Raw genomic sequence first — 13,640 nt, forward strand, 5'->3', positions numbered from 1 at the left:
AAATGATCGATCGCCGTGAATTTATCGTTGCCCTGGGCGCAACCGGGCTGCTGGCGGCTTGCCAGAGTGGTCCGCCAAAACCATCGGCGGTCACTGTCAATCTGACCGGCGCGGCCGGCATGAACCCGGGACCAGGTGGCGGCGACCGGCCCGTGACGGTCCTCGTGATGCGGCTGCGCAGCACCGGTAAATTCAACTCGGCCGATTATTTCGCGTTGCAAGGGGATGCCGGCTCCGCACTTGGAGGCGATCTCATTGGGTCCGACCAGATCTCCATCGGACCTGGAAAGACCGCATCCAAAACCATCACGGTCGAGCCGGACGCAGCTGCGCTGGGCTTCGTTGCCCTCGTCCGCGAGCCTGGCGGCCGGAGCTGGCGTACAACCAAGTCGGTGTCGCCGGGGTCAAAAGTAACCGTCAACGTCACTCTTGGCAGCGGCGGCATTTCCGCCTAGCGGCCAGGGCAAGGGGTGCTTGATGCAGAAAGTTGCGGCATGAGCGATGCAAACAGGGTGCTGTGGTCCGAAGGCCTGTTTCTCCGGACCCAGCATTTTCAGCAGCAGGATCGCTTTTTCGAGGCGACTGTGCGCGGCGCGTTGCAGGCCGGGCAGCTCCATACGTTCGGCTTTCAGCAGCTGACGCTGGACCAGGCAATGCTCGACGCCGGTCAGGTCTCTATCCTGTCGGCCCGGGGCATCTTTCCGGATGGGACCCCCTTCTCCATCCCAGACATGATGGATGCGCCACGACCGCTGCCGGTCACCGCCGACACGGGCGCCGGACCGGTGCTGGTCGCCCTGCCGCTCGAGCCTGCCGGCGGTGTCGGCTTCGATCCGGCGCACGCCGCATCGACCGGCGCGCGCTATCATGGGCGCATCGTTACCGTCCGCGACGCCGTCCAGGGCGGTTCAGATCCTGAAGAAATCGAAATCGCCCGTCCGCAGGCGATGCTGCTTGCACCTGGAAAATCGGTTGGTGGCTACACCGCCCTGCCGATAGCGGACATCAAAGGGGTTCGAGCCGATGGCGGCGTCTCCCTGGATGAGACGTTCCTGCCGCCGACATTGGTTACCGGAGCGGTGGCCTGGTATCGGCAGTTGCTTTTGGAAGTCGTCACCGGCCTCGACCAAATCGCCGAGGCGCATGGCAAAATGGTCATGGGCGGGCCAGGGCGCAGCGTCGAAGACCTGTTGATGCTCAATCTCGCCAATGCGGCGCGTCCGCGACTGGCCCACATGCTGGCGCAGGATGTTTTCCATCCGGCCGAGGTTTACCTGGAGCTTGCCGGTCTTGCTGGTTCAATGGCGACCTATGGCTCGAGCGCGCGGCGGCTGAGCGAGTTGCCCGCCTACGATCACATGGCGCCCGGCCCCGCCTATTCGGCGCTGGCGGACGCCTTGCGCTCACTCATCCTGAGCCTGCGTTACATCGAGCCTAAATCACGCGCGCTACCTGTCATGCGGCATTCGACCAACGTCTGGAAAATCCGCATTGACAACCCGAAGCTGCTGGTGGCCAGCCGGATCGTCATCCGGGTCGGTTCCGAGCTGTCCGAAGATGCCTTGCGCAAGATTTTCGTCAACCAGGCGACTGTCGGTTCGGCCGATCAGTTCGAGGGCCTGTGGAAATCCCGCCTACCCGGTATTCCACTGAAACCGCTTCATTCCCAGCCCCGCGAAATCCCCTACGATGGCGATCGGTTGTGCCTTGAGCTGGATCAGAAAAGCGAGCACTGGGCCTCGCTGCTCGATGCCCCCGGCTTTGTCATTGGCGTCTCCGGTGTACTGCCGAGCGAGCCGCAGGTGGACTGCTATTCGGTAAACAGGTGAGATGATGAGCCGGGATGATCCTTTCGGACTGTCGGAGGATCGCGAACGCACTCGCATACGACTGACCGGCGCGCCGATGCCGCGACCGATGACGCCACTCTTGTCGGGTGTGCCAATCAAACGGTCGCGAACGCATCCGAACACGCTTGTCAACGCATTCGCGCCCCTGCTCGAGTTCGCGCCCGAGCTTGAAAGCGCGCTGCCGCCGGAAAACCCGGAAGCGTTGCGCACCCGGTTGCTGGATGAGCTCGTTCGGGCACGCGACGCGGCAATGGCGGCAGGGTCCTCTCTGGAGCGCGCCGACCAGGCAGCCTGGGTGGTGGCGGCGTTGCTTGACGACCTGGCCTTGAACACGCCGTGGGGTGGTGCCAGCGCATGGCCGCGCCAGCCGCTTGTGGTGATGCTTCGAGGCGATGTCGATGCCGGCACGCAGTTCTTCACGCGTCTCGATGAACTGGAGCGTCATCCGAACCGGGATCGCGAGCTGCTCGAACTGCAATATCATTGCCTCGCGCTCGGCTTCCGCGGCAAGTATCGTGTGCCAGGCCGGTCGGGCGACCGCTCGCTCAATGCCGTTCGCGTTGCTGCGGCGCGCTTTTTGCGCGATGCGGATGCCGACGGCGCGCCGCTGTCGCCAAACTGGAAAGGCGTGATCGCATCCGACGAGCCGCAGCGCTTCATCGTTCCGATCTGGGTGATGGGGCTCGGTGCGGCGGTTATCGCCACAGCAATCTATCTCGGGCTGTCGATGGGACTGAGCAGTCAGGCGGTCGAGCTTTCCACGCTCGTTCGTGCCTTGCCGCCACCCACGCGCGGCGAAATCAGCCGCACATCGCCACCGGTCGACGCGCCGCCGCCAGAGGCGGTGGATTTCGCGCTGGTGCCGGAGTTTCAGGCCGGAGCGCCGGCGAATCTCAGAGCCGCGCTAAGCGGCACCGAGAGCGTTTCGCTGGCCAGGCTGATCATTCAGGCCTCCAACCCCGAACTGTTCCAGTCGTCGCGGCCGACACTGACGGAAGGCTTCGAACCGCTGATCGGTTCAATCGCCAAAGTGATCCTCGCCAATCAGGAACTGATCGGAAATATCACCGTGGTCGGCCATACCGACAGTGTTCCTTTGCAACGGTCCAATCCGCTTTCCACCAACCAGCGGCTGTCGGAAGCGCGCGCAGCGACGATTGCCGACATGCTGGTCCAGAACGGTGTGCCGCAGGACCGCATTCGCTTTGAAGGACGTGCAGCTACCGATCCAGTGGCCGACGACAGCACGCGCGCGGGACGGGCGTTGAACCGCCGCGTCGAGGTGCTGGTCGAGAAGAGGCTGTGAGATGTTCATGCTGCGCTTCCTATGGGCGGTTCTGACATCGCGCTGGCTGTGGACGCTGATCGGCATCACGCTGCTTTCTCTGGTTATCTGGGTGTTCGGCCCGATAGTCAGGGTCGGTGCTTACGAACCCTTCGCCTCGGAAAACGTGCGCATTGTCATCATTGCGCTGCTGGTCATCTTCTGGCTGATCTGGCTGATCGTCGCGCAGCGCCGGGCGATCCGAGCCAACCGCATGTTCGTCGCCGAAATCGCAGCGCCAGCGGTGGAAAAACCGCTGAGCCCCGGCGAAGAGAACGTCGCAGCCGTCGGCGCCAAGTTCGCCGAGGTGATGGCCGAACTGAAGCGCCGCAAGCTGGGCGGACGCAAGTTCCTGCGCGAGATGCCCTGGTACGTGATCGTTGGGCCGCCTGCCACCGGCAAGACCACGGCTTTGCGCCAGTCCGGCCTGAACTTTCCGATCGATCTCACGGACGACCTGCAGGGGGTCGGCGGCACGCGCAACTGCGACTGGTTTTTCTCGGAGAACGCGGTTCTGATCGACACGGCGGGCCGCTATGTGCAGCAGGAGAGTCAGCCCGACGTCGATGCGGCGGAATGGCTGGGCTTCCTCGACCTGCTGAAAAAGCACCGCGGCCGCCGGGCGCTGAACGGCGTTATCGTCGCGCTGTCGATCGACGCGCTTTCGGAGGGCGACGAAGCCATCAAGGCTCACGGCCGCAAGATCCGCCGTCGGCTGGCAGAGCTCAACGACCGGCTCGAAATCCGCCTTCCAGTTTATCTGATGCTGACGAAGGCCGATCTGATCAAGGGCTTCGAGGCTTTCTTCGGCGGCTTGTCGACGGCCTCGCGCGAGCAGGTGTGGGGGACGACCTTCGCGCTCGATGCGCGTGTCGACGCAAAAACCATAGAGCGGGAAATCGCCACCCTGGCGACGGAACTCGAGCGGCGGCTGGTGCCACGCTTGGAGGACGAGGACAAACTCGCCGCCCGCGCCGAGATTTTCAGATTTCCCGCCCAGCTCACGAGCCTGTCCGAGCCGATCCAGGTGCTGATCGAGGCGATGTTTGGCGAAAGCCGGTACGAAGAAGCCGCCTGGCTGCGCGGCCTCTATCTGACGTCAGCGACCCAGGAAGGGGCGCCCATTGACCGGCTGACTGCGGCGCTGTCGTCATCCTTCGGTCTTCCGCCCCGACGGGCCATGCCAGCGCCGCGCGTGGAAAAACGCAGCTTTTTCCTGAAGAATCTGCTGACCGAGGTCATCTTCAGGGAAGCCGGCCTGGGGACATTCGATCCGCTGGCGCAGCGCCGCCGCGCCTGGATCTGGCGTGGCGCCGCGGCAGCCTGCGCCGCCGCCGCCCTGTTGGCCGGTGCGATGTTCACCTGGTCCTATTATGACAACCGCTATGCGATCGCAGCACAGGCGAGCCAGTTCGAAGCGCTGCAGGCGCCACTGACCGCAGCAGCCGCGAGCCCGGCATCGGTGGAGCAGCCCGCCATCGATAGCGCGCTTACTACGATGGCCGAGGTCGCAAATGCCCGTACGGCACCGCCGAGCAGTGCCCAGGATCTGCTGGGGCCATCGGCATCGGCGGAGCTGCTGCGGGCGCAGGCCGATACTTACGACCACGCTCTGCGCAACGTTCTCGAGCCGCATATGGTCGCTCTGCTCGAGGCGACCATGTGGCGGCAGATCCGCGATCCGGATTTCATGCTGGGGGCGCTGAAGACCTATCGCATGATGACGGGCCTGTCGCAGATGGACGCCGATTACGTTCAGAACTGGTGGGTCAATGACTTGCCGGAATTCGCGCCGGCGGCGCCCTTTCCGACCGCCGACGCGGAGGAGCACCAGCTTGCCGCGATCCGCCGCATGGCGGTCGACGACAGCTACATCGCCCCGGATCAGGCGCTGGTTGCCGAGGCGCTGAAGACAGTTTGCACGATTTCGCTGCCGGCGCGTGCCTACAGACAGTTGCTGGCCGATCCGGCGGTGGCCGGCCTCAAGGAATGGATCCCCGCGAATTTCGCCGGCCCCAACGGCGCCAAGGTTTTTACACGGCGTTCCGCCAAGACGCTGCGCGTCGGCATTTCAGGCGCATTCACCTATTCCGGCTTCCACGATGCCATCCTCGACCGGATCGAGGATGTCGCCGCCCAGGCCGCACTCGATCGGGCCGTCTTTGCCGGAGGCTGTTCGGAAAATTCCGAAACCTCTGTCTCGGCGCTGTCCGAGGATATTCTAAAACTCTATTACGAAGACTACATCGCACAATGGGACAGCTTCCTGCGCGATATCAGGCTCGCGCCATTGGCCGACCTGAATGTCGCCAGTGAGAACCTCAAGGACCTTTCGAGCGCTGATTCCGCGCTGAAGCGCCTGCTTACCGCGGTCGTTCAGGAGACCGAGCTCACCCGATCCGATGAAGCGCCGGCCGACAACAAGGCAGCAGCCAAGGGCGGCTCGAAACTGCTCGGCAAGCTGGGGAAGCTGGGAAAGATCGTGAAGACAGGGGCAAAACTGCTGCCACGCGCAGGATCCGCCAACGAGGTGGATCTTACCGGCAATCTGGTGGCCGAACACTTCAAGCCGCTCAAGGGCGCAATCGCCGAGGTCGACGGCCAGCCGCCGGCACTCGACGCCGCGGTGGTGGCTCTGACGGCACTTTCGAACGTGCTGCAGACGGTCACGGCCAATCCCGACCCCCAGGACGCCATCAAGAAACAGGGCGGCCTCGCCGAACTGACGGGAGCGGTCGCCAGGCAGGCGCAGATCCTGCCCGATCCGGTCGACGACTGGCTCGGCGGCATCGCCGGCGACACCAGCGGTCTGACCCAGAAGGCGGTCACCTCGGAGCTTAACGCCATCTGGCGCGCCGACATCCTGCCGTTCTGCCAGGCAGCGCTCAACGACCGCTATCCGTTCAGTCCCGAGAGCGCGGTGGACGTCAATGTCCGCGATTTCGCCCGCCTGTTCGGGCCGGCCGGGATGATCGACGCCTTCATCAACGACCACCTGATCAGCTATGTCGACACCGCCAGCCAGCCATGGAAATGGCGCGCCGACTTCGGCCTGGACCCGGCGGCTCTGGCGGCATTCGAACAGGCCAGGCGGATCCGCGACGATCTGTTTCCAGGCGGCACCGGCCCGGTGATGAGCTTCACGCTCGAACCCAAGGACCTGTCCCCCAACGTCACGCGCGTGACGCTCAATCTCGATGGCCAGAACCTAGTCTATTACAACAACGCGACGCGGCCGCAACCGATGACCTGGCCCGGCAAGGACGGCACCGGCGTCATCTCGCTCGCCTTCCAGCCGATCGACGGCTCGCCCGAAGTCATGTTGAACGAAACCGGCAGCTGGGCGTGGCTGAGGCTGCTGCGCAGCGGCCGCTTTACCGGCACCTCTCTGTCCGACGTCTACAGCCTGCGACTGGGCACGCAAGGCATGTACGCCGATTTCGAGCTCAAGGCGGCAAGCGTCGAAAATCCCTACAATTTGCAAATGTTCAAGAAATTCTCATGTCCGCCGCAGATATGATCCTGCCCGGCTTTTACGGCAAAATCCCGGCCACGGGCGATTTCGTCACGCGGCGGCTGCCGGGGGATTTTGTGCGCATCTGGGACCGCTGGCTGGCGCAACACATCGTCCCGCTGATCGGCTCGGAAACCTGGCCGCGCACCACCGCGCTGCGCTTCCTGGCCGGCCCGGCTCCCTTCGGCGCCTCGGCAGGCATTATTCTGCAGAGCGCCGACAGGGTCGGCCGGCGGTTCCCTTTGACCATCGTCGCGCAGCTCCCTGACGCGTCCATTCAGCTGGCTCGCGCCGATGCGTGGTTTGCCGGAATTGAAGAGGCTGCCTTTGCCGCCCAGCAGGGCGAGCTGACGCCTGATGAACTGGATAGTGCTTTGGCCGAACTGCCGGCGGTGCCGCCCGTCGAGCCGGGGCAAGAGGTCATCAGCGATATGGTGATGTGGACTGCGCACTCCGACATTTTCGACGTTGATCCGCTGTCGCCGCAAGCGACGCTGGAGCAGATCTTTGCGGCAAGCTGGGAGACCAGCTGATGCAGATCTTTCCAAGACAGTTGAAGGCCCGCTGTTTCAGCATCGCGTAAGGATGCGTGGTTTCAAATGTGGATACTGTCCAACGAGACGCCATTCGCCGCCCAGGAAAGCTGGACGCGTGATGAGCGCGGACATGAGGTCTGGCTGGTCGCGATCAAGGCGTCCTTCGAGATCGATCCCGACGGCAAGCAGCGGCTCTTGAAGGAACAAACGCCGGTGAACCTGGCGCCCATACACGGCGCGGATCCAAACGAGCTTCTCGACGAGACGGATCTCAATCTGGAGAAGAAACATACGGACGTACTGGTCGAAGGACACGTCTACACGCCCGGCGGCGGTCCAAACATCGAGAGCGCGGCGCGCATGAAAGTCGGCGACGTGGACAAGACCATCAATGTCGTGGGCGACCGTGTATTTATGCCCGGCGCGGTGTCGGTGCGCATGAGCCGGCCGGAACCATTCACGAAAATGCCGATCAGTTGGCGCCGGACCTACGGCGGCACGGATATGGAGGCATCGAAGCCGAATTGGGACCAGCGCAATCCAGTCGGTACCGGATTTGCAGTCGACCCGCAGCGGCTAGTCAGCAAAACCGGACCTAACTTTGAGTATCCCGACGCGGCCTATCGCGACCACAGAAGCGGCAAGCCGGCTGGCTTCGGTCCGGTGGCGCGGCACTGGCAGCCGCGCATGAAATATGCAGGTACCTATGGCGAAGAATGGGAGAAAACGCGCGATCCGCTTTTGCCCCGCGATTTCAGCCGCATGTATTATCAGTGCGCGCCGGAGGACCAGCAGACCAGGACGCCGCTCATCGGCTATGAAGATGTGCGGCTCGGCAATTTCACTGCGGATGGCTTCCTGCATTTTCTCCTGCCGCGCATCACCTTCGATATGACGACTGAATTCTACAACCGCCCGGACCGCAAAAACGGCGAAGCCGTCATCCACACGCTGCGTATCAAGCCCGATCTCAGGCAATTCTCGATCACCTGGATGTCGACCCTGGCAGTGCCTTACGACGAGGAGCGCCTGAAGATGACCACCCTGAGCATCCGCGGGCGTACCGGCATTTCGCCAACAATCGCGGCGACGGGAGTCTGGCTGGCGGACGAAGACGAATGATGGCCAAGGGAGATACGATTGTCATCGTCGGCGTAGGGGCGCGCACGCCGCTGGGTTTCGATGCGCCTTCAAGTGCCGCGGCAGTCCGCGCCGGCATCTCCGCCATCCAGGACCATCCCTACATGATCGACCGATTCGGCGAGCGGATGAAGGTGACCCGTGACATTGGCGTCGATGTGACCCTTACCGGGCCGGACCGTGCGGTGGAAATCGCAATCTCGCCGGCACTGGACGCGTTGCGGCCGTTGCAAGCTGCGCGGCAGGCAACTAGGGTTTCGCTCATCCTCTCAACTGGTGAGGCCCGACCGGGACAGGCGGAGGGTTTCGCCGCGCAGGTTAACGCCAAATTGCGCAGCCGACTGGCCCAGCACGTCATCCTCGAAGGTGGTGGGTCCACCGCAGGCGGTCACGCCGGAGGACTGCTCGCCATTTACCATGCCTGCAAAACATTGCGTGATGGCAAAGCCGAATTCTGCCTGGCAGGCGGAGTCGATACCTATCTTGAGCCGGAAACCCTGGAGTGGCTAGACGAGAATGAACAGCTCCATTCCGAGGGCAACATCTACGGCTTCTGTCCTGGGGAGGCGGCAGGATTTTGTCTGCTGACGATGTTAACCACGGCACGGGCGTATGGGCTGCAACCTCTCCTTGAGGTCGTTGGCGCTGCCACGGCGACCGAAGAGAACAGGATCAAGACCGAGACGGTTGTGCTCGGCGAAGGGCTGGGCGCGGCCTTCCGCTTTCTGTTCGAGGATGCGCCGATCGATCCGGTTGGTCGAATCATTTGCGACATGAACGGCGAACGCTATCGTGGCAATGAATACGGCTTCGCCGTGATCCGCAATCCGGCCCGCTTCAAGGATGCGGCGGGCTTTGAGACGCCAGCCGACTGTTGGGGTGATGTCGGCGCGGCGTCTGGCCCTCTGTTCGTGAGCTTGATCACCGAGGCAGAAGCACGCAACTACCAGAACGCGCCGCTGTCGCTGATCTGGGCAGGTTCCGAAAATGGCTCGCGCGCCGCCGTGCTGCTGGGCGGACCGAGGAGAGCCGCCTGATGCCCACACACATCGTCGTCAACAGCCTCGGCCTGACCTACAAGGGAACGATAGGCGTGTCGATCGCGACGATACCCGACGTCTGCAAGACGCCCAGCCCCGGCGGGCCGATCCCGTTGCCTTACCCGAATATCGCCTCGCAAAGCACGCTCAAGGACGGCACTACAACTGTCTTCGCCAAGGGCGGCAAGATGATCGCCGTCAAGGGCTCGCAATATGGGATGAGTTCCGGTGACGAGCCAGGCACCGTTGGTGGCGTCAAGTCGAACGTCTTCAAAAAGGCGACGGACTGGATCACCTATTCGTTCGACGTGAAGATGGACGGCAAGAATGCCTGCCGGCACACGGACAAGAAGTTTCACAACGATAAGAACACGGTGAATTTGGCGGGGGATCTCGATCCGCTGAATCCAGCCACTGGCCTCAAAGAGATCGCGGACAAATGTAACAAAGACGTCAACAATAAGGAGAAAAAACCGGACGGAACAAAAAAGTTTTGTCCACCTCCTCCGAGCGGCACTGACTGTACTGCGTTAGGAACGAAGAAGCATAAGTGTTGCGAAAATGAGATAAAAAAATGGAAGGAAAAGAACCCCGATGCTGACCCAACGATCGACAGTGAGGTGCCCTACGATCGCAATGGAAACCCGTGCAGCCCCGATGTGGACTCGAATGCCCGGTCAGCCGCAAACAATGCGTATAATGACGCGAAGGCTGCAGGTCAAAGCACCGAGGGCGTGTGGAAAGACACATACTTCTCAGAAGGCGGTGCGGGGTTCAAGGCCGACGTCGTCGTTAGCAGTCCGCCTCCACCGCCAGGGCCGCACAATTCCGTGGAAGCTTATGATTTCAAATTTAACTGCGAGGCCACTTACGACACGCACAAAAGAGGTCCCGACAGGGGGAAGCCAAAACCTCTCAGCAGATTTCTAAGCGACGGACAGGCGGACAAATATCTAAATGCTGTCGGGTGCGAACCCAAAGTAATCCACAAGGACGGTCGAGCATGTTGAATGATGTGGCCAAGGCGCTGGCTTCCTCCGATAGCAATGCGGACTACGCCCGCGTGAACCTTGTCTTTGCCCTTTTTTGCAAGTGCACATCCGAGGACATGGTCGAGCCTGGGCTTTGGCTCCTGGACAAATGGGACGACTACGCCGGCAAGGCGCTGGCGTGGGCGCTGATCGGCAAGAACGCATCGACAATCGCCAAAGTGAATAAATCCACGATGGAGAGGTTGCAGCGGGAGATTCGTTCGACGATCGAAGTCGGGCTCACCGGATTCCGATATCAGGGGCCGCAACCCTATGCTCCCGACTATAGAATGAGGTGGCTTGTCAACCGAGAAACGGCCAATTCCACCAACACGAAGACAAACCTGGTCGAACTGATGGTACCGGTGCCTGACGATGCCCAGGGCTGGCGGTCCATGGCTGAAACCTTTCGTGAGATTTCCGAGCGCTTTCCATACGACACTGGCTACGCAGCTCCCGGATTGGTGTTCGGCGACGACGCGGCCAAGGTCGAAGCCGGCGCAATCATCGGTCCGCTGGCAATGCGCCACAAGGGCTTCGATGTCCCTAACAATGCGACCACGAGCTATTTTGTCGGAAAGGGCAGCAGGGGGGCTCGATGGCTTACATTCCTAAGCAAGGAAAAAGCCGCGGAAGTTGGACTTCCATCCGCCCATAAGCCTCCGCAAGGTGTCACAATCGCCCCCACGACGAACGGCATGATGATCACCGCTTCTGACATTCCGGAAGTTGGAGATACCAACAGAGGGGTTGAAGCTACCAACCTTCGCTGGTTGGCCAAACTACTAGAGCCGATAACTTTCTTCGGCGACCGAAATCTCAAGATGCTTCTTTCGGACCGACTGGACTTTGTCGAACGTTGGGAGCGCCGCTTCCTGGATGCCCCTGCCGGAACGGGCAGCCCATGATCGCGACCCGATATGCACTGCCATACGGAGTGTATCACAGCCCCTTGCCGGTGATGAGCCTTGGTCGGGATATCTTCATTACGCTATCATTCTCGAGTGAAATCAGCGCTAAGGGGATGGAGGCCAAAGGGACAGAGAATGCAGAATCATTGATAACGGCTTTTTTTCATTTGACCGGCTCAGGAGCGTTGTCAGGGGCCACTATCGCGCCTTGGGATTCGGCAGCGTCCAGTGTCAATTTTGTTGGGGGCGCAGCTTCGAACGTAACCTGGAAGGTGTCGAACATCCGAGCGGACGAACGGTCTATTCCCATTCTCGCTCAGCTTTTCCTGATCACGCATTCAGATTTTCCGATCACTAAGATCATGATCAGGGGTGGACTGGATGAAACGCTTGTTGCCCTGCCAGCTACCGATAAGGATCAGGGTATTTACCCAACCGTGTTCACCAATCTGGCTTCAAGAGTAGGAATTTCGCCCGACCTGTCCGATGATATAATTGTCGTTGCACATTTTGCTTCCGACCCAACCATCGCGCAAAAGGAAGTCATTCGTCTGAAGATCGAAGATTGGATCGCCGCATCAGCAATAGGCTGCTATCCTGCGCCTCCGTATCGCCCAGATTTCTGCAGCCTTGAATACGATGGCACACTGGACTTTTTCCAAGCCGAGTTGCAGATCGGATTTCGCAATTTCTACTGCCATCGCGAAGCACTGTATGGGCTCTGCAACTCTTTGTTCGCTGTTAAAGACAAAGCGCCGGAAGTCATGCGTATCGTAATTACGTGAGAAGCTGCTTGCCCCTCATCCAATCCTTAACCTTGTCAGCGAACGGCACCTTCGCGACATCGCCACCGAAGTGATCTTCAAACACCTTGCCCGCTTGGCTCGGCTCGGTTGTGAAGAGATCCGCCCCGCGCGCCTCCGGAAAAAGCTCCATCAATGCCGCTCCCGCCGCAACTGCCAGTGCCGGATTGCGCATCTGGTGGACCAGCCAATGCAGGATCGTCCGGTCACCTAGCATACCGGCGCCGCGCACGGCCAAAGGCGCGGTTTCAGGCGATCTGAGCAATGCGCCCATCCATGTGCGCACTTCTTTATCGGGTGCGGCCTTGACTGCCGCGCGCAGCGCCGTCAGCGCGTCGGGGCCGCCAGCAACCGCCACTTTCCGCAATTCGCGGCTGGCCAGGTCGCCTGAGCCGAGTTCAGTCAGCGCCCAGGCAGCCCAGAACCGGGTGATCTCTTCGGCATCGTTCAAGCCGGCTGTCAATTCGTTGACAAGGTCTGCGCGTTTCAGCTTTCCGGCGAGGCGCAGGCTGGTGGCGCGAACGCGCGTATCCGGATCGCGGACAAGTCGCGCCAGCATCTGCTTCGGGTCGACGCCATGCCCGAGGCAAGCCGATACGCCAAGAAATCGCTTGAGCGCATCCGGCGCCCCGATCCAGCCCCGCACGAGCGGAGCGATCGTTCCAGGCTTGTGCCATGCTAGCGCACCAACCAATCCGCGAGCGTCGTCCTCGCATTGACGGCCGAACTCGACGGCCTCGGCAATGCGGCGGCCGTCGTTCTGCTCGATCGCCATCCATCCGTAAAGGAACAGTTCGCCCTTTTCAGGGAAGTCCTCATATGCCGCGACGACGAACTGCCAGGCGGCCGGTCCGGCGATACGTAGGCCATCGAGGTTGGCTTCCAGGCGCCGGTCGACGCCGGCAACCACATCAAGGTCCGGCGGATCATCCTGCATCAACGTGTAGCGCTGCGCCCAGAAGAACGCGGCCTGCTCGGCATGCTGTCTTACCACATCCGGTACTACTCGCCGCTCCGGCGCGCCTTCCGATTTCGGATTTCCGGTTGCCGCCACCATCAGTTGAGATCGATCGATCCGCCACGGATACGATTGGCGGCGCTCGCCTGGCTGGTGACAAAGGTGCCGCGAATGGTGATACGGCCGTCCTTTTCCATGAGGATCGTCGCCTTGCCGCAGCGCAGTTCGATGCGCTCTTCGCCGATGATGCGAACGCGCTCGCCGTCACGCACGACCTGCGGCGCGGCGGTCTTGCGCGCTGGCTCGACGATGCGACCGACGATAAGCGGTTTGACCGGATCGCCCTCCTGAAACAGCAAAGCCACCTCGGAGCCGATCATTTCGGATGTCAGCCCGGTCAGGCTGCGCGCCGGCAACGCTGCCTCTTTCGGATTGCCGGGAAATACCACCAGCGGCGACGCGGCGGCGTCGAAACCGAGAAAGATGCCGATCACCACACCATCAATGCGCTCGCGAACGTCACTCATCGCTGC

At 61.7% G+C, this 13,640-nt stretch carries 12 protein-coding genes; 10 read left to right on the forward strand and 2 right to left on the reverse strand.

Translation table 11 applies throughout. The features are described 5' to 3' along the window. Positions 1–2 precede the first annotated feature (2 nt). The 10 genes from tssJ to ACWTU8_RS17800 all read left to right on the forward strand — a co-directional run bounded on the left by tssJ (position 3) and on the right by ACWTU8_RS17800 (position 12,131). Entirely contained in the window at positions 3–455 is a 453-nt protein-coding gene (gene tssJ / locus ACWTU8_RS17755; RefSeq protein ID WP_065006842.1) for a type VI secretion system lipoprotein TssJ, read from the forward strand. Positions 456–494: 39 nt separating this feature from the next. Further along, complete coding sequence (gene tssK / locus ACWTU8_RS17760) at positions 495–1,829, forward strand: type VI secretion system baseplate subunit TssK (RefSeq protein WP_455849193.1); 1,335 nt, start codon at positions 495–497, stop codon at positions 1,827–1,829. A gap of 4 nt (positions 1,830–1,833) precedes the next feature. After that, positions 1,834–3,156 carry a type IVB secretion system protein IcmH/DotU gene (icmH, locus tag ACWTU8_RS17765; RefSeq protein ID WP_455837632.1) on the forward strand — a complete coding sequence of 441 codons (1,323 nt, stop codon included), beginning with the start codon at positions 1,834–1,836 and terminating at the stop codon, positions 3,154–3,156. A gap of 1 nt (position 3,157) precedes the next feature. Next, positions 3,158–6,694 (forward strand): type VI secretion system membrane subunit TssM, encoded by a 3,537-nt coding sequence (gene tssM / locus ACWTU8_RS17770; protein ID WP_455849194.1) that lies wholly within the window; start codon positions 3,158–3,160, stop codon positions 6,692–6,694. Continuing rightward, the gene (gene tagF / locus ACWTU8_RS17775; protein WP_455849195.1) at positions 6,691–7,221 is read left to right on the forward strand and encodes a type VI secretion system-associated protein TagF; all 531 of its coding nucleotides are present in this window, start codon (positions 6,691–6,693) and stop codon (positions 7,219–7,221) included. Before tssM ends, tagF begins: the two co-directional genes overlap by 4 nt. Before the next feature lie 66 nt (positions 7,222–7,287). Then, entirely contained in the window at positions 7,288–8,346 is a 1,059-nt protein-coding gene (locus tag ACWTU8_RS17780) for a DUF2169 family type VI secretion system accessory protein (RefSeq protein WP_455849196.1), read from the forward strand. Next, positions 8,343–9,401 carry a beta-ketoacyl synthase N-terminal-like domain-containing protein gene (locus tag ACWTU8_RS17785; RefSeq protein ID WP_455849197.1) on the forward strand — a complete coding sequence of 353 codons (1,059 nt, stop codon included), beginning with the start codon at positions 8,343–8,345 and terminating at the stop codon, positions 9,399–9,401. The genes ACWTU8_RS17780 and ACWTU8_RS17785 overlap by 4 nt, the downstream gene beginning before the upstream one ends. After that, positions 9,401–10,414: a DUF4150 domain-containing protein gene (locus ACWTU8_RS17790; RefSeq protein ID WP_455849198.1), complete on the forward strand. Its 1,014-nt coding sequence runs from the start codon at positions 9,401–9,403 to the stop codon at positions 10,412–10,414. Before ACWTU8_RS17785 ends, ACWTU8_RS17790 begins: the two co-directional genes overlap by 1 nt. Next, positions 10,408–11,343, forward strand: coding sequence for a type VI immunity family protein (locus tag ACWTU8_RS17795; protein ID WP_455849199.1), 936 nt, complete (start codon positions 10,408–10,410; stop codon positions 11,341–11,343). The genes ACWTU8_RS17790 and ACWTU8_RS17795 overlap by 7 nt, the downstream gene beginning before the upstream one ends. Continuing rightward, on the forward strand, positions 11,340–12,131 hold the full coding sequence (locus ACWTU8_RS17800; RefSeq protein ID WP_455849200.1) for a hypothetical protein: 792 nt from the start codon (positions 11,340–11,342) through the stop codon (positions 12,129–12,131). The genes ACWTU8_RS17795 and ACWTU8_RS17800 overlap by 4 nt, the downstream gene beginning before the upstream one ends. Here the strand turns inward: ACWTU8_RS17800 and ACWTU8_RS17805 are convergent. Further along, the gene (locus tag ACWTU8_RS17805) at positions 12,124–13,206 is read right to left on the reverse strand and encodes a HEAT repeat domain-containing protein (RefSeq protein ID WP_455849201.1); all 1,083 of its coding nucleotides are present in this window, start codon (positions 13,204–13,206) and stop codon (positions 12,124–12,126) included. The genes ACWTU8_RS17800 and ACWTU8_RS17805 overlap by 8 nt on opposite strands. Further along, positions 13,206–13,634, reverse strand: coding sequence for a DUF6484 domain-containing protein (locus tag ACWTU8_RS17810; RefSeq protein ID WP_455849202.1), 429 nt, complete (start codon positions 13,632–13,634; stop codon positions 13,206–13,208). Before ACWTU8_RS17810 ends, ACWTU8_RS17805 begins: the two co-directional genes overlap by 1 nt. Positions 13,635–13,640: the final 6 nt, after the last annotated feature.

The organism is Mesorhizobium sp. BHbdii (assembly GCF_053848045.1).

Coding starts and splice junctions, on each gene's coding strand:
- tssK (WP_455849193.1), top strand. CDS start 495: ATGAGCGATGCAAACAGGGTGCTGTGGTCCGAAGGCCTGTTTCTCCGG.
- ACWTU8_RS17790 (WP_455849198.1), top strand. CDS start 9,401: ATGCCCACACACATCGTCGTCAACAGCCTCGGCCTGACCTACAAGGGA.
- tssJ (WP_065006842.1), top strand. CDS start 3: ATGATCGATCGCCGTGAATTTATCGTTGCCCTGGGCGCAACCGGGCTG.
- ACWTU8_RS17785 (WP_455849197.1), top strand. CDS start 8,343: ATGATGGCCAAGGGAGATACGATTGTCATCGTCGGCGTAGGGGCGCGC.
- ACWTU8_RS17795 (WP_455849199.1), top strand. CDS start 10,408: ATGTTGAATGATGTGGCCAAGGCGCTGGCTTCCTCCGATAGCAATGCG.
- ACWTU8_RS17805 (WP_455849201.1), bottom strand. CDS start 13,206: ATGGTGGCGGCAACCGGAAATCCGAAATCGGAAGGCGCGCCGGAGCGG.
- icmH (WP_455837632.1), top strand. CDS start 1,834: ATGAGCCGGGATGATCCTTTCGGACTGTCGGAGGATCGCGAACGCACT.
- tagF (WP_455849195.1), top strand. CDS start 6,691: ATGATCCTGCCCGGCTTTTACGGCAAAATCCCGGCCACGGGCGATTTC.
- ACWTU8_RS17800 (WP_455849200.1), top strand. CDS start 11,340: ATGATCGCGACCCGATATGCACTGCCATACGGAGTGTATCACAGCCCC.
- ACWTU8_RS17810 (WP_455849202.1), bottom strand. CDS start 13,634: ATGAGTGACGTTCGCGAGCGCATTGATGGTGTGGTGATCGGCATCTTT.
- ACWTU8_RS17780 (WP_455849196.1), top strand. CDS start 7,288: ATGTGGATACTGTCCAACGAGACGCCATTCGCCGCCCAGGAAAGCTGG.
- tssM (WP_455849194.1), top strand. CDS start 3,158: ATGTTCATGCTGCGCTTCCTATGGGCGGTTCTGACATCGCGCTGGCTG.